The sequence below is a fragment of the Gilliamella sp. LMG 34360 genome (assembly GCF_984568995.1).
Genome location: NZ_OZ474900.1, coordinates 2351187 through 2370945, shown reverse-complemented (window position 1 = coordinate 2370945; position 19759 = coordinate 2351187). Strand labels below are relative to the sequence as shown.

At 34.7% G+C, this 19759-nt stretch carries 13 protein-coding genes and 1 pseudogene; 4 read left to right on the top strand and 10 right to left on the bottom strand.

The window, feature by feature from the left end; translation table 11 throughout:
- Positions 1-5 precede the first annotated feature (5 nt).
- From prmA to AC5LW9_RS10650, 3 genes are read right to left on the bottom strand one after another with little or no spacing between them, the layout of a single operon-like run.
- The gene (gene prmA, locus AC5LW9_RS10660; protein WP_279085197.1) at positions 6-872 is read right to left on the bottom strand and encodes a 50S ribosomal protein L11 methyltransferase; all 867 of its coding nucleotides are present in this window, start codon (positions 870-872) and stop codon (positions 6-8) included.
- On the bottom strand, positions 847-2298 hold the full coding sequence (gene panF / locus AC5LW9_RS10655) for a sodium/pantothenate symporter (RefSeq protein WP_086318564.1): 1452 nt from the start codon (positions 2296-2298) through the stop codon (positions 847-849). The genes prmA and panF overlap by 26 nt, the downstream gene beginning before the upstream one ends.
- A gap of 7 nt (positions 2299-2305) precedes the next feature.
- A complete protein-coding gene (locus AC5LW9_RS10650; RefSeq protein WP_086318565.1) occupies positions 2306-2542 on the bottom strand; it encodes a YhdT family protein in 237 nt (78 codons plus the stop codon).
- A gap of 174 nt (positions 2543-2716) precedes the next feature.
- Here AC5LW9_RS10650 and ilvC point away from each other — a divergent pair, with 174 nt between their 5' ends.
- Both ilvC and AC5LW9_RS10640 read left to right on the top strand, forming a co-directional pair.
- Positions 2717-4195, top strand: a complete 1479-nt coding sequence (gene ilvC / locus AC5LW9_RS10645) for a ketol-acid reductoisomerase (RefSeq protein WP_086287967.1) — start codon at positions 2717-2719, stop codon at positions 4193-4195.
- 1502 nt (positions 4196-5697) lie between these two features.
- A complete protein-coding gene (locus tag AC5LW9_RS10640) occupies positions 5698-6279 on the top strand; it encodes a cell division protein ZapC domain-containing protein (protein WP_144092402.1) in 582 nt (193 codons plus the stop codon).
- Positions 6280-6712: 433 nt separating this feature from the next.
- On the opposite strand, the gene AC5LW9_RS10635 is transcribed toward AC5LW9_RS10640, so the two are convergent.
- Together AC5LW9_RS10635 and greB are read right to left on the bottom strand one after the other, a co-directional pair.
- Positions 6713-7813 carry a YcbX family protein gene (locus AC5LW9_RS10635; protein ID WP_493455875.1) on the bottom strand — a complete coding sequence of 367 codons (1101 nt, stop codon included), beginning with the start codon at positions 7811-7813 and terminating at the stop codon, positions 6713-6715.
- A gap of 266 nt (positions 7814-8079) precedes the next feature.
- The gene (greB, locus tag AC5LW9_RS10630; RefSeq protein WP_039128773.1) at positions 8080-8562 is read right to left on the bottom strand and encodes a transcription elongation factor GreB; all 483 of its coding nucleotides are present in this window, start codon (positions 8560-8562) and stop codon (positions 8080-8082) included.
- Positions 8563-8606: 44 nt separating this feature from the next.
- On the opposite strand from greB, the pseudogene AC5LW9_RS10625 reads away from it, so the two are divergent.
- Together AC5LW9_RS10625 and AC5LW9_RS10620 are read left to right on the top strand one after the other, a co-directional pair.
- Positions 8607-10778 (top strand): annotated as a pseudogene (locus AC5LW9_RS10625) (Tex family protein); the annotation flags it as partial.
- Positions 10779-11567: 789 nt separating this feature from the next.
- The gene (locus tag AC5LW9_RS10620; protein ID WP_493455874.1) at positions 11568-13037 is read left to right on the top strand and encodes a hypothetical protein; all 1470 of its coding nucleotides are present in this window, start codon (positions 11568-11570) and stop codon (positions 13035-13037) included.
- Between the two features lie 597 nt (positions 13038-13634).
- Here AC5LW9_RS10620 and AC5LW9_RS10615 read toward each other — a convergent pair.
- The 5 genes from AC5LW9_RS10615 to AC5LW9_RS10595 form a co-directional block, all read right to left on the bottom strand.
- Positions 13635-14501 (bottom strand): YjjW family glycine radical enzyme activase, encoded by an 867-nt coding sequence (locus tag AC5LW9_RS10615; RefSeq protein ID WP_493455873.1) that lies wholly within the window; start codon positions 14499-14501, stop codon positions 13635-13637.
- Positions 14476-16023: a YjjI family glycine radical enzyme gene (locus AC5LW9_RS10610; RefSeq protein WP_493455872.1), complete on the bottom strand. Its 1548-nt coding sequence runs from the start codon at positions 16021-16023 to the stop codon at positions 14476-14478. The genes AC5LW9_RS10615 and AC5LW9_RS10610 overlap by 26 nt, the downstream gene beginning before the upstream one ends.
- A 131-nt stretch (positions 16024-16154) precedes the next feature.
- On the bottom strand, positions 16155-17840 hold the full coding sequence (gene ushA / locus AC5LW9_RS10605; protein ID WP_493455871.1) for a bifunctional UDP-sugar hydrolase/5'-nucleotidase UshA: 1686 nt from the start codon (positions 17838-17840) through the stop codon (positions 16155-16157).
- Between the two features lie 29 nt (positions 17841-17869).
- Positions 17870-19171, bottom strand: coding sequence for a pyrimidine-nucleoside phosphorylase (locus AC5LW9_RS10600; RefSeq protein ID WP_086309208.1), 1302 nt, complete (start codon positions 19169-19171; stop codon positions 17870-17872).
- A 169-nt stretch (positions 19172-19340) separates the two neighbouring features.
- Positions 19341-19736, bottom strand: a complete 396-nt coding sequence (locus AC5LW9_RS10595) for a cytidine deaminase (RefSeq protein ID WP_086309207.1) — start codon at positions 19734-19736, stop codon at positions 19341-19343.
- Positions 19737-19759: the final 23 nt, after the last annotated feature.

The window sequence follows — 19759 nt, the reverse complement described above, 5'->3', positions numbered from 1 at the left end:
ATTTTTTACTTTTTTTTACCAGTGATACGGCACCATTCGTCTTGTTCAACGACAGGATCTAAATCAAAATGTGTTTGATAAGCACTACAAACACTTGATGATTGGGTAGCCAAAATACCAGATAAGCCCAGTTCACCGTGGGATTTCACAAGTTTATTTATTTGTGGCTCAAGCTCTTTTAAAGGACCAGCTAGGATATTTGCAACAACTACATCTGCTTGTAAATTATCAGGAATATCTTTAGCTAAATAAAGTTCTAACTTGTCATTGACACCATTACGTTGTGCATTGTCATTACTAGCTTGAATTGCTTGAGGATCGATATCAATACCAATAACGCGTTTTGCGCCTAATTTTAATGCTGCAATAGCCAATATGCCAGAACCACAACCATAATCAATAACTAATTTATTTTTCAGATCTAAGCTTTCGAGCCAAGTTAAGCATAAGGCAGTAGTCGGATGCGTGCCAGTACCGAATGCTAAACCTGGATCTAACATGACATTAACCGCATTGGGATCAGGAACATCACGCCAACTTGGGCAAATCCAAAGTCGCTGACCAAACTGCATAGGATGAAAGTTATCCATCCATTCTCGTTCCCAATCTTTATCTTCCAATTGTTCAATTTTATAAGAATATTGCTCAAGATTTAATATTGCTTTTAACTCATCTGTATTGGTTTGAGCATCATAAAGGCCCACAACATCCGTATTGCCCCAAAGCTTTGTTTCGCCAGGTAAGGGCTCAAAAACAGGGGTATCATAGGTATCTTGAAATGTAACTGATACCGCACCAGATTGTTCTAATTGTTCGCTAATTTCTTCTGCAAATTCGCTAGTTGTATTAATTCTGAGTTGAATCCAAGGCATAATTTTTTCCCGAGTTGCCAAACATGTTGGCAATTATAAAAACAAATAATCCAATAATCAGTGAAGGAACAATTGGATGGAAAGAGTAAATTTTAATATTATAAGCAGCTAATAGAGTATAGCTAATAGCCCCAGCAAACATTGAGCATAATGCTCCCGTTGCATTGGCATTTTTCCAATATAGACCTAATACCAATGGCCATAAAAATACAGCTTCAAGTCCACCAAAAGCAAGTAAATTTAACCAGATAATCATATCAGGAGGATTCCAAGCCGCTAAAATAAGCAAACCACCAAAAATAATGGTAATGATGATCGACGCGCGGGTTAATATCTTATCACTATAATTGGTATCGGGTTTTATACTTAAAAACAGATCTTTTATTAATACAGATGAAACCTGTAATAATTGAGCATTAATTGTAGACATAATTGCAGCCAATGGTGCAGCTAAAAAGATACCAGCAGCTAATGGCGGCATAACATTAATAATGAGTGTTGGAACGATTTGATCTGGTATCGTTAAATCATCAATAATAGCTCGTCCAAGTGCGCCAGATAGGTGCATAGTTAACATAATAATGGTAACGACAATCGTACCAATAATGATGCCTTGATGCACGGCTTTACTATCTTTATATGCCATACAACGCACAGCAGTATGTGGTAACCCAACCACCCCAAAACAGACTAATATCCAAAAAGAAGTCATAAAAGGAAAGTCCATAAAATTATCTGGACCTTGTGGTGTTAAAAGTGCTGGATTAATTTCATTTAAACGATGAATAATCGCTGATATTCCGCCACCTGCATAAATAATAGCAGTTAATAGCAAAATTGCACCAATAATCATTACTAAACCTTGAAAAGCATCGTTTAAAATGCTTGCTCGAAAGCCTCCAAATGCGGTATAGATAACGGTGCCAACGCCAAAAATCAGTAATCCAATGTCATATGGAATGCCAACTGACGATTCCAACAAACGAGCGCCACCAACAAACTGAACTGTCATAGCGCCAACAAAAGCAATCACTAATGCAATACTGGCAAACCAAACGATAATTTTGCTTTTATAGTGAGCATAAAGCATATCACTTAACGTTATCGCATTATATTTACGTGCCAAAATAGCAAATTTTTTACCCAAAATCCCTAAAGAAAGTAACACGGTAGGCACTTGAATCATCGACAACAATACCCAACCCAGTCCATATTTATAAGCCGCACCCGGGCCACCGATAAACGAACTGGCACTAATATAAGTGGCCGCTAAGGTCATAGCGAGTAAAAAACCGCCCATGGTTCGATTACCAATAAAATAATCGGTAAATTGATTAACTTTTTTACGTTTTGCATAAGCATAAATTGATAATGCAAACACAAAAATAAGATAAATAACCAGAGGTAAAATAATATCTAAATGCATTTTTTAATCACTTAGTTTGCTCTAATGAGATGTTTTTGAATTGAAATTTTACAATGATCCAACACAGTAAAATAAAACCTAATGGGACCATTATGCAAGATAGCTCAAACCACAAAGGAAACCCTAAAAAGCCAATGTTATCCCCGACAAAATAAGCACAAATAATCCACCCAATTAGGTAGATAATGGTCAACAACAGTGATAGTTTAGCTTCTTTATTTGCTTGCTGGTAACGTGGATCCATAATGATTCATAGATGAATTGAAAGTGGCTTAGAGTAAAAGAAAGTGTTTAACTTAGCAAGCATGTTGCAATTTATGCAATATAATATTGTAAATATATCAATTTTCGCAACAATAAAACTACTATATCATGTTTCATGATTCGAAAATAAACAATTGAACTCATGGAGAGAATGATGTCAAATTATTTTAATACCCTAAATTTACGTGAAAAATTAGAACAATTAGGTCAATGCCGTTTTATGGCTCGTGATGAATTTGCTTCAGAAGCGAATTTTTTAAAAGGTAAAAAAATTGTGATTGTAGGTTGTGGTGCGCAAGGTCTTAATCAAGGTCTTAATATGCGTGATTCAGGATTGGATATCTCTTACGCACTCCGTAAAGAGGCTATTGCTGAAAAACGTGCATCATGGAAAAAAGCAACTGAAAATGGTTTTAAAGTTGGTACATATGAAGAGCTTATCCCTACTGCGGATCTTGTCATTAACTTAACCCCAGACAAACAACACTCAGCGGTTGTTAAAGCTGTACAACCACTAATGAAACAAGGTGCGGCATTGGGTTATTCTCATGGGTTTAACATTGTTGAAGTGGGCGAAAAGATCCGTTCTGATATTACTGTTGTGATGGTCGCACCAAAATGTCCGGGTACCGAAGTGCGTGAAGAATATAAACGTGGTTTTGGTGTTCCGACACTGATTGCTGTTCACCCAGAAAATGATCCAAAAGGTGAAGGTCTAGCAATTGCTAAAGCATGGGCAGCTGCAACGGGCGGACATCGTGCGGGTGTTTTACAATCATCATTTGTTGCCGAAGTTAAATCCGATCTAATGGGCGAACAAACTATTCTTTGCGGTATGTTACAAACAGGTTCACTACTTTGTTTTGATAAACTTGTTGCTGATGGTGTAGATCCTGCATATGCCTGTAAATTATTACAATTTGGTTGGGAAACTATCACCGAAGCATTAAAACAAGGTGGTATAACTTTAATGATGGATCGTTTATCAAACCCAGCTAAATTACGCGCTAATGCTTTAGCGAAAGAATTAAAAGTGATCATGACTGATCTTTATCGTAAACATATGGATGACATCATTTCAGGTGAATTTTCTTCAACGATGATGAAAGACTGGGCAAATGATGATGCTAACTTATTAAAATGGCGTAAAGAAACAGGTGAAACAGCATTTGAAAAAGCTGCAGAATATCAAGGCAAAATTGACGAACAAGCATACTTTGATCAAGGTGTGGTGATGGTAGCGATGGTTAAAGCGGGTGTTGAACTTGCCTTTGAAACCATGCTTGAATCAGGAATCTTACCTGAATCAGCTTACTATGAATCATTACACGAATTACCACTTATTGCTAACACGATTGCTCGTAAACGTTTATATGAAATGAATGTGGTAATTTCTGACACAGCTGAATATGGTAATTATCTATTTGCTAATGCAGCTGTACCACTATTAAGAGAAAAATTTATGCCAATGTTACAAGCAGGTGATCTTGGCAAAGCAATTCCTGAAGGTAGTGTTGATAATGCGCAATTACGTGATGTAAACGAAGAAATTCGTAATCATCCAATTGAAAAAGTAGGTCGCAAATTACGTAGCTATATGACAGATATGAAACGTATTAATGTAGCCAGTTAAGTACTGATACAGTTTAATTCTGATTAAAACACAAGGTGCCAAATGGCACCTTTTTATATTTTAATTTTGTAAAAAAGTTTCAGGTCATGCCTACGTGTAAGTAAAAAATCAGATTGAAAAAATCGTTATTTTGCCTTTATAGAATTGTAAGAAACGCTCTAGGATTAACTGATCGAAAAAGTAGGTCGCAAATTACGTAGCTATATGACAGATATGAAACGTATTAATGTAGCCAGTTAAGTACTGATACAGTTTAATTCTGATTAAAACACAAGGTGCCAAATGGCACCTTTTTATATTTTAATTTTGTAAAAAAGTTTCAGGTCATGCCTACGTTTCAGTAAAAAAATCAGATTGAAACAATCGATATTTCGCTTTCATAGAATTGTAATAAACGATCTAGGATTAACTGATCGAAAAATTATATCGCAAATTATGTAGCTACATGACAGATATGAAACATCTTAATGTAGCCAGTTAAACACTGAAATCGTTTAATTCTGATTAAAACCAAAGGTGCCAAATGGCACCTTTTTTATATTTTAATTTTGTTAAAAAGTTTCAGGTCATGCCTACATTTCAGTAAAAAATCAGATTGAAAAAATCAATATTTCGCTTTCATAGAATTGTAAGAAACGCTCTAGGATTAACTGATCGAAAAAGTAGGTCGCAAATTACGTAGCTATATGACAGATATGAAACGTATTAATGTAGCCAGTTAAGTACTGATACAGTTTAATTCTGGTTAAAACACAAGGTGCCAAATGGCACCTTTTTTATATTTTAATTTTGTAAAAAAGTTTCAGGTCATGCCTACGTTTCAGTAAAAAAATTAAGTTGAAAAAATCGTTATTTTGCTTTTATAGAATTTTAAGAAACGATCTAGAATTAACTGATCGAAAAATTAGGTCGCAAATTACGTAGCTATATGACAGATATGAAACGTATTAATGTAGCCAGTTAAGCACTGAAATCGTTTAATTTTGATTAAAACACAAGGTGCCAAATGGCACCTTTTTATATTTTAATTTTGTAAAAAAGTTTCAGGTCATGCCTACATTTCAGTAAAAAATCAGATTGAAAAAATCAATATTTCGCTTTCATAGAATTGTAAGAAACGATCTAGGATTAACTGATCGAAAAATTAGGTCGCAAATTACGTAGCTATATGACAGATATGAAACGTATTAATGTAGCCAGTTAAGTACTGATACAGTTTAATTCTGATTAAAACACAAGGTACCAAATGGCACCTTTTTATATTTTAATTTTGTAAAAAAGTTTCAGGTCATGCCTACGTGTAAGTAAAAAAAAAGCATTGAATTCAATAAGATCTAAAAATAGTGACAAGATCATATTTAGATCATTTTAATTGATCAAATATGATCATAAAGTTTTTAAAAATTAGGTAATTAAAATTTTTTTATTTTAATTTCTTATTTATTTCTTATTTAAATTATGTTATCTTTCAGCATTTGCTTATATTGAGGGGTAATATATCAATGAAGATGGCTTTTCGACCAACTGATGGTTGGCGTTGGTATTTTGATCGTGAATACGATAGTTTAATGCTGGAAGTTTCATCTGATATGTTGTTCCGATCTTGTTATCCAAGTAAAATGCTAATTCCTGATGTTTTTAGTGAATTTGCTTTTTCTGTTAGTGATGCTGCATCTTATTATCAGTTTCACAATAGTTGTCATTCATTAAATTTGACAGAATCACAAAAGATTCAATTATCAATTAACGCCATTGTCGCAGCTAATTTTTTAAAACCGCAAATGCCAAAAAGTTGGTATTTTTCTCAACAGCCCATTGAATATATACCAAAAGTGGCTGATATCGTTAAAGTTCATATGCAAGAAGATGGATTTGAAGTTTGTATGATGGTTGTTGAAGTTGGTGTACATGCATCATTGTGTATTATTGCTCAACCAACTTTTTTCTCTATGAATAAAACTTTCTATTTTTCAGAGGCGATTAAGGTAATGAATGATAGACTGGCTTTAGCACAACAATTTACCCAATCAGATAATTCAATGGTTTTAGATGATAAAGAATTAGAATTAAAGGCAATTTCCTAATTTTCAAACTTAATTCAAAGTGAGTAGTTATTCTCTACTCATTCCTATTTAATCCATTCTTCTTTTGATTAACACCTGTAATTCAGATTTTAATTTATATCCTATACTTTTTAATCGTAATTTGGTTAATGATTAGCGTTGCCCTAAAAAGGTCATTTTTGCAGTGATGATTCACTTTTTGTTTTGGCGTTTATCTGTTAGCCAATATATTTTATTATTAATATGAAAGTCATATAAATTCATTAAAGATGATCTTAATCCTGCTTTTTAGATTCTTTTAGCTGCTCATCTCGTGCATCAATAAGAAAAGGTTTATCATAAATAGAAAAATTTTTTAAACATGCCAGTGTCACCTTATCTTTATAGGATAATTTTAATACTTACATTCATTAATTTTTTGAATTTATTATTTAAACATTTGATTTTTGGATAATTATTTTAATAGTTTAATGATGATATCACTCATAGGAATACAACTACACGCTAAAATAGTGTTATTGCGCTTAATTCCAGATTGCGTTAATGGTTTTACTTGCCCTTTCTTTAATAACACAGAGCAACGACCGCATACACCGGCTCGACAAGAATAGGGAAGTGAAATATGATGCTGTTCAAGTTGTTCTAACAGTGTTTGTTGATTATTACCTTCAAATTTTGTATTTTCAAAAGAGATACTGCAAGATTGATAGTTGTTTGTTTCTACTTTAGGAAAGTTTTTAACATAACTATTGGCAGGTTGTCGTTCAAGTATCTCAATTTTATCTCCAACCGATACCGTTCCATGATTTCGAGCAATCATATTCATGCCAAAATTGATATTTCCCTCCAAATCAGATCTAAAATAACCCAATGTTTTTAAAGGTTCATTATTAGGTAATGGTTCGGTTGTGTTGACATTGAACGTTGTTAACACACAACGAGTACAAGGTTTTACGATATCAAAGATGACTTCACCAATTTTAATTGTTTTCCAACCATCTTCGGCAAAAGGTAATGCGCCATCAACAATAATGTTACCTCGGAATTGTTGAATATCGAGCTTAACAGGGCACTGTTGCTGCAAATAATTAAATGAAGCCTGATTTAATAACAAATAGGGGTAACCGTCAGCAAAACTCACCGGTATTTGTGGATAGCGTTTGGTTCGTCTTGTTAGATTATGACCAACCCAGCGTAACTGCACATCCTTTTGAAGAAAGTGACTAAAAAATTGATTAACTCTAATTGGTGCAATTTGCGCAGTGAAATGGTTACCCCAAACTTCGGTTGGTTCATTATTTTCAGAAAACTCATCCAAATTAAAACAAATTTTTTCTAACAAAGGCAATGAAACAGAAACATCATTACCTATTACTGAGGCTCGAAGCTTTAACAATTGGGGAAATTGTCTGGCGGTTATGAATGTTCCATCAGGTTCACTAATCATCATGATTCGATCGTGTTCAAAACCTCCATCAACAGTATTGGCTGTTTGAAGTGATATACCTGAAAGCGATTTAATTGGATATATATATAACTGATTGACATAAATCATAATTTTAATAATAAATAATATAAATTATTCTAATTGTAACCTTTATAAGTCATAATTAGTAGCTAACAACTTTTTATAGTTTACATTTTATTGATTATTGGATGAGGAACATTTAATCATCTCTGTAAAAAAACCATATCTACATTAATCATTATTTCCTCAAGTTTTAACCTTAAATCGATATCATTTAAAAGTGTTTATTTAAAAGAAAGGAAAAGATTTTTAAGTTCTTCCTTTTTTATAATTATATCTATTTAATCTCAATATTAACTTAATTTAGAATAACTGATCTCTAAAATATAAAAAAAGGTTTTGCCATTTGGTGTATTGACCGATATCTCATCATCAACTTTATGGCCAATTAACGCTCGTGCAACAGGGCTATTGATTGATATCCAATTCTTTTTAGGATCAAATTCATCAGCGCCGACAATACGATAAATATGCGATTCGCCCGCTTCGTCTTCTAACTTGACCCAAGCACCAAAAAACACTTTGCCTTCCTGTCTTGGATCAGGATCAACAATAGTTAATATCTCTAACCTTTTTGTTAAAAATCGAACACGTCTATCGATTTCTCTCAATCGGCGTTTTCCATAAATATATTCTGCATTTTCACTGCGATCACCCAGTGCTGCGGCATCTGATACGGCTTGAGTAACACGAGGTCTTTCTTCCCTCCATAAATATTTCAATTCACGATCAAGTGCCAAATAGCCTTCTCTTGTTATATAATTAGCTTTTTGCATGATTAAATTAAATTCCGTTAATCGATAAGATATACTGAGATACCATGATAAATAATCAAATTAGCCATATTATAGCTGGTGAACTCACTGTAAAACCAGAACAAGTTTCAGCTGCCATACAGTTATTAGATGAAGGCAGTACCGTTCCTTTCATTGCCCGTTATCGTAAAGAGGTAACCGGTGGGCTTGATGATACCCAGTTACGTACATTAGACAACCGTTTGAGTTATTTACGCGAACTTGAAGATCGCAAACAGACCATTTTAAAGTCAATTGACGAACAAGGAAAATTGACGCCAGAACTTAGTCAAAGTATTAAACAAACCTTAAGTAAAACTGAACTTGAAGATCTCTATTTGCCTTATAAACCAAAACGACGCACTCGTGGTCAAATTGCGATCGAAGCTGGATTAGAACCATTAGCTGATAACTTATGGCAAAATCCAATGTTAAACCCTGAGAATGAAGCTGAACAATATCTTAATGTGGATAAAGGCATTGCTGATACTAAATCCGCATTAGACGGTGCTCGTTATATTTTAATGGAACGATTTGCAGAAGATGCGACATTATTGGCTAAAGTGCGTCATTATCTTTGGAATAATGCGCATTTGGTTTCGCAAGTTGTTACTGGTAAAGAAGAAGAGGGGGCAAAATTTCGTGATTATTTTGCACAAAGTGAACTTATTTCCAAAGTACCCTCTCACCGTGCATTAGCGATGTTTCGAGGACGCAATGAAGGTTTTTTACAACTATCTTTAAATGCTGATCCTCAATTTGAAGAAACACCAAAAGAGAGTTATTGCGAGCAGATCATTACTGAACATCTTGGGGTTCGATTTAATGATCAGCCAGCTGATAAATGGCGTAAAGCCGTGATCAATTGGACATGGCGTATTAAAATTTTAATGCACATGGAAACCGAACTTATGACTACTTTGCGCGAACGCGCAGAAGAAGAAGCAATTAATGTATTTGCGGCAAATTTGCACGATATGTTAATGGCTGCACCTGCGGGTATGAAAGTCACTATGGGGATGGATCCCGGTTTGCGAACAGGTGTAAAAATTGCCGTTGTGGATGCGACCGGTAAACTTGTTGCAACTGAAACGATTTACCCGCATACAGGACAAGCTGATAAAGCAGCAATGGTGGTGGCTGCACTTTGCATCAAATATCAAGTGGAATTAGTAGCCATTGGTAATGGTACGGCATCTCGTGAAACTGAACGCTTCTACCTTGATGTTCAGAAAAAGTATCCAGAAGTAAAAGGGCAAAAAGTCATTGTCAGCGAAGCCGGTGCATCGGTTTATTCCGCATCTGAACTTGCTGCTCAAGAGTTTCCTGATCTAGATGTATCAATTCGTGGTGCGGTATCCATTGCTCGCCGTTTACAAGATCCATTAGCTGAACTGGTAAAAATCGATCCAAAATCAATTGGTGTGGGACAATATCAACACGATGTGAGTCAAACTCAATTAGCTAAAAAGCTTGATGCTGTTGTCGAGGATGGTGTAAACGCCGTTGGCGTTAATTTGAATACTGCATCAGTGATGTTACTTGCGCGCATTGCTGGACTGAATAAAGTGATCGCCCAAAATATTGTTGATTGGCGTAATGAGAACGGCCAATTTATCGATCGCAAACAGTTATTAAAAGTTAGCCGTTTAGGTCCTAAAGCGTTTGAACAGTGTGCTGGTTTTTTACGTATTATGGATGGTAAAAATCCACTTGATGCCTCAGCGGTTCACCCTGAAGCCTACCCAGTAGTTGAGCGAATTTTGGATAAAAATCACAAAACATTAAAAGAGATTTTAGGTGATTCAAGCTATTTGAAATCACTTAAAGCTATCGATTATGTCGATGATCACTTTGGTGTTCCAACCGTGACAGACATTATCAAAGAATTGGATAAACCGGGTCGAGATCCAAGACCTGAATTTAAAACGGCACAATTTGCTGATAATATCGAAACGATGGAAGATTTGAAAATTGGCATGATTATGGAAGGTGCGGTTACCAATGTAACTAACTTTGGCGCTTTTGTCGATATTGGAGTACATCAAGATGGGTTAGTCCATATATCGGCATTGTCGGATAAATTTGTTGATGATCCTAGAACAGTTGTAAAAGCCGGTGATATTGTCAAAGTTAAAGTTGTCGAAGTTGATATTGCGCGTAAACGTATTGCTTTATCAATGCGACTTGATGATCCTGCTACACCAAAACAGGAAGGACATAAATCAATTAATAGTAAACCTGCTAACCATTCTAAAAATAATAATAGATCGACATTAAGCAATAGCGCTATGGGTAACGCCTTTGCCGCTGCCTTTAAAAAAGGGAAGTAATTAACGATTTCCCATCATTAATATCATATATTTATGATGGGAACTTTATTTATATCGGCCTGTCTTGTTCAAAATAAGAGCTTAAAATCAGATTAGAAGGATTCTTTTAAAATGACGTAAAATCAGTTATTAATAATTAAGGTAATTTTTTATTGAATGAATCTATTGCTGAAATATTTGCTTTTATAAAATTAAATGATTAAAATTAGCTCTAACAATTTTAGTTTTATTTTTTCTTATTTTCTCTTCTTAGTATTTTTTTGGTTCTAATATTTTTTTATTAATTGTTTTAATAAATATTTAGTGATGAACTTTGTTAGAAACTAAAGTAAAAAGATATTTAATTCCAAAAATTTCATAACGTATTTTTTTAAAGTTTTATTTAGTTTTATTCAGTAGGATTCTCTTGTAATGGAAATCTTAGGATAAAAAATTAAATTTAAATAAATAGTCAAAAATTACAATTAGTTAAAGTAATCAGTTCTATATAATAAATTTTTATATTTTGTCACATTCTCGATTTTAAAATATTAGGTATCAATGATACATATAATGGAGCATGTTCTCCTTTTTGTCATATACCTTTTGTAAGCATGTTTGTTCGCTAACTTGATTCTATTGACGATAATCTAATTCGGATAGGTGGAGTAGTTTATGAAAAGCGGAGTAGCAATGAATAAAAATCTTGGTTTTTATAAAAAATTTAGTTTAGCTCACTTAATGCTAAATATTTTAATGTTTGCTGTCTTACTCAGTTATGGGCATGCCTGTTTTGCCTATTTGACAGTTACTACTGTCAATTACATACAGGGTACTCCACCATCAATACTTGATACAGCGGATACTAAAATTTTAAATGGTATTCAAGTGAAGTTAAATTTGAAAAATATTGACCCCATAGTTATAGCCCCCGATTCGAATAAAAAACTTTCGCTTGCTTTTAATACCTCACCAAGTAATTATTCATTTGATGTTGATCTATCGCAATTAACCAATGCAGATATTAGTGATCGTGATGGAGATTATTTAGAATCATCAAATAGTTTCATTATTCAAAGTATCACTTCTGAGTGGAAAGATCAGAATAATAATGTTATCGCTTCGAATTCAACCAACCCATTAGGGGATAATTTATGTACAGGTAGTTCTTATAAAGGTGATTCGTCGGTTACTGTAACTGTTCAATTTTATGCTAGAACTCAATACGGAATACCAACCGATTCCGAATCAAGACAAGTGTCTAAAACATTTCCAGTTACTACCAACGATGGTGTATGTTACATCCAGCCTGGTGTATTAGGACTTATTATGAGAAATGGTTGGCCAGAAGGAGGTCAAAATGCTCCTTGGGGAGCTGACTGGATAAATCGAACTGATCCTTATGATACAAATCAATTTGTTCCCCATAAAGGATTTAACGCGACTGCAACTGATAACAACGGAAGATACTTTCCTACAACGGCATTTCCATCAGCTCGATTTAGAGTTGTACCTTTAAAATCGATATCACAATATACTTATAAACTTCTTAAAAATCCAAATTCATCACTAAAAAATGTACCACGCAGTTCGGTTCCAGACTCAAAAAGTGAATTTATTTTTACTAATAACGCTCCTAATAGTGGTGATGATTTTGTGATTCAAGTCACCAACACTCAAACAAATGCAACATTCTTCTATCAATTCTCGATCCTTCATTGGTTTTATGTACATACTGGTAATCTTAGTTTCGTCTCTCTCTCTGGTGCGCAAAGTTTATGCCAAAACAGTGGTGACCGCTTACCAACCCGAGCCGAACTGAGCAATTCACCGCTTTCTTATGATAATAATAATAATGACAATTGGTATTTGGCAGGAAATGGTTTTAAGCGAATTATTGGCAATAGCTTAATGGGAGAATGGGGTAAAATCTTCTATTATGCACCAATCAATGGTGACTTGCGCGATATGATGGCAGGCCTCACCGATTACCAAAGATTATTTAATTATGATTTTTATTTCACCAAAGATATGTCCCCTAGGGTTGATTCTAATGGATTTGTCCATGCTTACAGTGTTGGAGTAGCTGAGGGTAATGTCATTGTAGAACCAGACAGTGCCTATACTATGTGTATTAAATATTAGGAATTAATTAAAATGATGACTTGCTGGAAAGAACAATAAATATTGTAATCTTTCAGCAAGTTTACCATGTCAATACAAAAAACTGAGCACATTCTGTATCGGGATAGAAATAAGTTTAACCTTTTGTTGGCAAAATATGACTAAAGTGACGATTACTAATAAGCCAATTATCATATAAACAAACGCGTATTTACATACAGTTTCATTGGTTTGATAGGTAGGTGTGAAAATGACTTAATTGATCATTGACCTACATGTTTTTTTACCCCAACCAAACGTTGTTTTGTGTTGCCAACATGCAGGGCATAACAACAATACCTTGTAGACAATCTATTTTATTTTTGACTTTAGCATCAACCTAGATAACATCATAAAAACGGGTAGTATTATTTTCAGCATGTTCTTAAATGAAAAAAACAACTAACATAAATGCTGAAATTTTAGTAAAAGTAAATCATATGAATATATTGGAAAGAAAACAATAATATTAAAAGTAGGTTAATTTCATGAAAAATGATAATAATCATCAATTAATTAAGCAATGTTCATAAAAAATATAAAATTTAGTCATGCTTAAATTATAGTAAGATTCAAGCGTCATAAATAAACACTTGGTAACATAATATCTTTCAGACCATAGTGTTTTAATTGATCTGCAAAAGTTTCCACTTGCTGTTTAGTGGCAGATTTCCAAGTTTTGGCAATACCATGAACACCATGATTATGAAAAGCATTAATTCTAACTTTGATATTGGGACTGATTTCTGTTAAAAATTGCGCAAGATGCTTGGCATTATTTTGAAGATCGGTATGTTCTGGTATAACTAAGAATCGAACTTCATATAATTTTTTAATTTTCGCAAGGTAGGTTATCGTGTTTTTTACACGCAGATTATCTCGACCAGTTAATTTTTTATGTACTTGATTATTCCAAGCTTTAAGGTCAATCATTGCCCCGTCCATTGTATCGGCTACTTTTTGCCAGCCTGTTTGTGCTAAATACCCATTACTATCGATAAAACAAGTTAGATGTTTTAGATCGTTCATTTGTTTTATGGTTTTAAATAATTTTTCGATAAATGGTAACTGCATGGTTGCTTCGCCACCACTGACCGTAATCCCATTTAAAAAGGGAAGATATTTACGAATTATAATTAAAATATCTTCAAGGCTATATTTATAGGTCATAGGGGTAGAATGATAACCACAAGTATTAATACAAGTATCACATTGCTGGCAAGCCGAAGTTTGCCAGATGACCTTATGATTAATAAAAGATAATGCTTGATGTGGGCAGGTGTTTACACAGTCACCACACTCCTTACATAATGATATGGTATAAGGATTGTGGCAATTTAAGCATTTAAAATTACAACCTTGTAAAAATATGACTAATCGGTTACCCGGTCCGTCAACACAAGAAAATGGTAACAGTTTATTAACGATTGCCCATGACTTGTTCATGACTGATGACTCGCGGAGTACGGCATAGATAGCTATTATTTACGGTATCTTCGGCTGCTTCACTACCTAAGAATGTCGTGTTAATACGAGAGCCTTCTTGTTTATATTTGGCAATATCTGAAAGTCTAACCATATAACCTGTTACACGCACCAAATCATTACCACTGATGTTGGCGGTAAATTCTCTGAAACCAAATTGAAACGCAGCTTTACATATTTGCAGTAGGGCAGATGGATTACTTTTAATGGTCTCATCAATCGTTAAAATATCGCTGATACCCGATGTATAGTAATGATGATGTTTAAACAGTGCCATAATATGCGTAACGGGATCAGGTTCATGACCATACGGAATGCGTAATCCTGGTGTTGCTCCTCTATCAGTGCTAATACCTGATTGAGCATGCAACATAGCTTTGCTTCGCCATGCGTATTTGATTTCATGACTATCGACAAACCCCGCAAGTTGTTGTGAAATCGTTGAGGCAAGGTCATTGGCATCTTCATCCTTACCATAACGTCCAGCAAGGTTAGATTTTTCTTGCAAAATATTGACCGCTTCAGCCATTGCATAGATACCAAACATTGGAGCGAATCGATCAGCGTCTATAATGCCTTCTTTCACTAAAAAACTATGAGTGAAAAAGTTAGATTTTTCGAAAAGAAATGCAGATCTAGCTTTAATCAAATTGAGTTGTAGCTGACAATAGTGAGGTAGAGTATTTTGTAGAAAATCGTCAATATTTTTACTGCGTAATGCAACCTCTTTTAAATTAATTCGAGATAAAGTACTGCCACCACCTGCAACCGGTAATGAGTTGTAGCAACTAACCACACCATAATCTTTATCATCAAAATCTTTTTTGATCATCTCATTATTAGCGATGTGTGGCTTAGCTGTTTCACAGATATTTTCTATTGCAACCGATAGCAATGATTCTGGAGTAATTTTCTCATCATAGATAAACGTTAAGTTAGGGGCGACCTGTTTAAGTTCTCTGTCGACGCGTAAAATAATACGGCAGATAACATTGTCAGTCGGACCAATATTCGCATGCATAAATGCATCAGGTAAATTGCGATCGAGCATTATCCAAAAATGTCTTAAACGTTGATAAAGATCCTCTTCACTAAGCTTACCAACATAAGGCAATAAGATTTGATCTAGACAGCCTAAATAAACAGGCATACCTGTTACCGATGGAACATGGTGATAAGCAATAGTAAGCATATTTAATGCATCATCAAATGTTTTTGCAGGTTCAAGTTCTAAATACTCAGATCCTTGTTTAAGAAATTTTGCGTAATCAGGTAATACATAACGAGGCTTGTAAGGTGCATGACCTTCGTACATGTCACAAATCACACGCTCATCTAAAGCTTGCTTAGTATCACTATCCAAATCAACATAAGGTAAATTATTTTCTGCTGCTAAGGCGAGTAAATTAGATTTTTGTTTTGGTGACAAATTAGGATCGGTCACAATTTTATAACAGTTTTGTTGAAATTCGGTCATGTTCATAAATACCTCTATATTACCTATATGCTGAGAGCAAAATTAAATCTTTATGACTAATTACTTAGTTATAAGCACTGAAAATCAATATTATCAGTGCTGTTTATTTCCTAAAAATCGTGTTTAAAACCGTAAAATTATTTTTCTAAAATAAAATTCGACGGTTCAAAATCTGTCGCCTTGATTGGTGAATGCGCTTCAAAATACTGTTTTACTGCATCGGCATCTCGATAACCCGTATCAACATAAGTTGGTAAAGTATTGGTAATTGGGTAGCCATCACCGCCCGCAGCTAAAAAGTCAAGGGTCGTAATGCGATAAGATTTTTGCAAATCAATGGGTTCATTCTTAATTTTAACATCACTAATCGTATCGCCAGTTCTCGTTAACGTGATATTTTTTAAATGAGTATAACCGCCTGAACCCTGTTTTTTACTTAATGCAACTTTAAGATATTCCATTAACTCATGACCAGTTAAATCAAAATAGACTACAGTATTACCAAAAGGCTCAACTTTTAAAATATCGCGATAAGTGATATGACCTTCAATAAGTGAATCACGAATCATACCACCAGCCATAATACCAATATCAGCATTCGTTTTTTCAATGAACGCACTGAGTAGTAGCTGTCCCATATTACTTTGTTGATATCTCACTACGCTACGATCACCTTCTAAACGGCCAATTAATTCACCCGTTTTAGCGAGTAATTGCTGTTTACCTTGCTCCTGATAAGGTCTTAGGGTTTCTAACAAATTTTGGTGTGGTTGTATCTCTTTCGTGTAATATTCAAGACGCTTAGTGCCATTACCATTATCTACTTCTTTTTTCAGATTGATTGGAATTAATTGATAATTTTGTAGCGTAATTTTGCCATTTAAAAAGACAAAATCGGCACGGCCAACGTATTTGCCCCACTCATGGGCTTGAACAATCCAAGTGCCATTTTGTTGATCTGGCGCACAAGGTGTACCTGGTACATACTCGGTAATACGTTTGTTTGGGCTAGCCATACAAACTGGGTTTTGTGAGTGTCCTCCCACAATCATATCTAATTCACCGTTTGGCAACCCTCGAGCTAATTCAACATCGCCAGGTGCCATTGAACCGTGCTCACCATTTTCATAATGTCCCATATGAGTAACAGCAATGATCATATCAGGGTGTTCGGTTTTTTTGATTTGAGTAATGATTTTTTGTGCTTCAGGTAAGGTTTTACGAAATTCAATACCGTCGGTATTTTTAGGTGAAGCCAAAAAGATCGTATCATCAGTAGTCAATCCAAATACCGCTACTTTGATACCATTTAAGTTAAACATTTTATAGGCATCAAAAACCCGATTATCACTGTTTTTGAAGTAAGTATTCGCTGATAAAAATGGGAACTTAGCCCATTTTTGTTGTTCACGAATGATCCTTAATGGATGGTCAAATTCATGATTGCCCACCGCCATAGCATCGTAACCCACTTCGTTCATACCAATAAAATCGGGTTTCGCTTGCAGTACATCAGATTCAGGGACACCAGTATTAATATCACCACCCGATAATAACAATAATTTACCACCTTTTGCTGCAACTTCTTTACGGATCTCATCAACAACCGTCTTTTGGGCTGCGAGTCCATATTCACCGATATCATTTTGCCAAAAACGGCCATGGTGATCGTTGGTATGTAAAATTGTAAATCGGTAAGATTTATCTTTTTGCCAAGTTGGCTCGGTTGATTGTTTCTTAGTTACATCAGCTAAAGCATTAACCGAAAATAACCCCAAAACGGCAATAAACGTTAGTTTTTTATATAATTGTGGATGATGCATGGTGCCTCCTAAATCCTTAGGTGTAATAGTTATTCCGTAATCACTTTATAAATTAATTGCGGTTCTATCGCATTATCACTAATGGTAATATTGTCGTAGAGTTTTTGTTTAATCGCATCAATTTTATCAGTATTAGCATGAATAGTTAGTAATGCCTCACCTTCGGCGACTTTATCACCTACTTTTTTGTGTAACATAATTCCAACAGATGGATCGATAACATCTTCTTTGGTTGCACGACCTGCGCCAAGTTGCATTGCTGCAATACCAATTTGGTCAGCAATAATTCTTGAAACATAACCTGATTTAAGTGCTGGTAAGGCAATTTGGTAAGGAGCGCTTGCTAATTTTTCTGGATTATCAACAACTGAACTATCTCCACCTTGAGCTTCAATTAATGTTTTGAATTTTTCAACAGCTTTGCCATTTTTGATGACTTCTTGTAGTTTTTCACGAGCTTCATCCAGTGTTTTGGCTTTATTGGCTAATACGACCATTTGACTGCCAAGTGTTAACACCAATTCAGTTAAGTCAGCCGGACCATGACCTTTTAAAGTGTCAATGGCTTCTTTAACTTCAAGGGCATTACCAATTGCAAAACCAAGTGGTTGTGACATGTCTGAAATAATCGCCATGGTTCTACGACCAATTTGATTACCAATATTCACCATTTCATGAGCTAATTTTTCTGAATCAGCCATGTTTTTCATTAAGGCGCCGTCTCCAGTTTTAACGTCTAAGACAATCGCATCAGCACCTGCAGCTAATTTTTTACTCATAATTGAGCTTGCAATCAATGGGATAGAATTAACGGTAGCCGTTACATCTCGTAGTGAATACAATTTTTTATCGGCTGGTGTTAAGTTGCCTGATTGTCCAATTACCGCAACGCCTTTTTCATTTACCTGATTAATAAAGTCTTGTTTGCCTAATTCAATTTTAAATCCAGGGATCGATTCGAATTTGTCATTTGTGCCACCAGTATGGCCAAGACCACGTCCAGACATTTTTGCAACAGGAACATCTAATGCGGCAACTAATGGTGCAAGTACTAAAGTTGTTGTATCACCTACGCCACCGGTTGAATGTTTATCAACTTTAATACCATTGATTGAGGATAGATCAACCGTATCACCTGAATACATCATAGCACTGGTTAAATCTGCACACTCTTTTGATGTCATACCTTGATAGTAAATCGCCATTAATAATGCACTCACTTGATAATCAGGAATGGTGCCATTGGTGTAGTTAGTAATAAAAAATTGAATTTCTTCTGTGGTTAATGCATTACCATCACGTTTTTTTTCAATAATATCTACAAATCTCATTATATCTCTCACTTAAAACAATTAATCAAATTACTCTATCTATTTGATTATATAAAATTTACATAAACGTCTGTACCGATTATGTTTGAAAATATAGTCAAAAATTTTTAACTACAGTAATGTGCTTTTTTTATCTATTTTTATCCATTTTACTTGCAATTGATTTTAACTAATCAAGATCATTCGGCGAAAATGACCAAGGTAATAATTCACCTACGGTAGTTTCTTGGATTTTCCCTTGAAGATTGGTTAAAATTACGGGCATATCTTTAGCACAAAATTCGCTGATAACTTGCCTACAAGCACCACAAGGTGAAATAGGGCCATCGGTATCACCAATTACCACTAATTTCTTAAACTTGCGTTTGCCTTCTGACACTGCCTTAAAAATGGCTGTGCGTTCAGCGCAGTTGGCTAATCCGTAAGAAGCATTTTCGACATTACAGCCTAAAATTGCTTCATCGTCTTCAGTAATGAGCACGGCGCCAACTTGGAATTTAGAATAAGGCACATAGGCTCTTGTGCGAGCAGTTTTAGCAAGTTCGATTAACTTTTCAATTTTCATATCGATAATCCTTCAGGTCTTAA

Bases quoted from the DNA above. Each gene is read 5' to 3' on its own strand.
- AC5LW9_RS10635 (WP_493455875.1), bottom strand. From the start codon at position 7,813: ATGATTTATGTCAATCAGTTATATATATATCCAATTAAATCGCTTTCA.
- AC5LW9_RS10615 (WP_493455873.1), bottom strand. From the start codon at position 14,501: ATGAACAAGTCATGGGCAATCGTTAATAAACTGTTACCATTTTCTTGT.
- prmA (WP_279085197.1), bottom strand. From the start codon at position 872: ATGCCTTGGATTCAACTCAGAATTAATACAACTAGCGAATTTGCAGAA.
- AC5LW9_RS10610 (WP_493455872.1), bottom strand. From the start codon at position 16,023: ATGAACATGACCGAATTTCAACAAAACTGTTATAAAATTGTGACCGAT.
- AC5LW9_RS10595 (WP_086309207.1), bottom strand. From the start codon at position 19,736: ATGAAAATTGAAAAGTTAATCGAACTTGCTAAAACTGCTCGCACAAGA.
- AC5LW9_RS10650 (WP_086318565.1), bottom strand. From the start codon at position 2,542: ATGGATCCACGTTACCAGCAAGCAAATAAAGAAGCTAAACTATCACTG.
- AC5LW9_RS10600 (WP_086309208.1), bottom strand. From the start codon at position 19,171: ATGAGATTTGTAGATATTATTGAAAAAAAACGTGATGGTAATGCATTA.
- greB (WP_039128773.1), bottom strand. From the start codon at position 8,562: ATGCAAAAAGCTAATTATATAACAAGAGAAGGCTATTTGGCACTTGAT.
- AC5LW9_RS10640 (WP_144092402.1), top strand. From the start codon at position 5,698: ATGAAGATGGCTTTTCGACCAACTGATGGTTGGCGTTGGTATTTTGAT.
- ushA (WP_493455871.1), bottom strand. From the start codon at position 17,840: ATGCATCATCCACAATTATATAAAAAACTAACGTTTATTGCCGTTTTG.
- ilvC (WP_086287967.1), top strand. From the start codon at position 2,717: ATGTCAAATTATTTTAATACCCTAAATTTACGTGAAAAATTAGAACAA.
- AC5LW9_RS10620 (WP_493455874.1), top strand. From the start codon at position 11,568: ATGAAAAGCGGAGTAGCAATGAATAAAAATCTTGGTTTTTATAAAAAA.
- panF (WP_086318564.1), bottom strand. From the start codon at position 2,298: ATGCATTTAGATATTATTTTACCTCTGGTTATTTATCTTATTTTTGTG.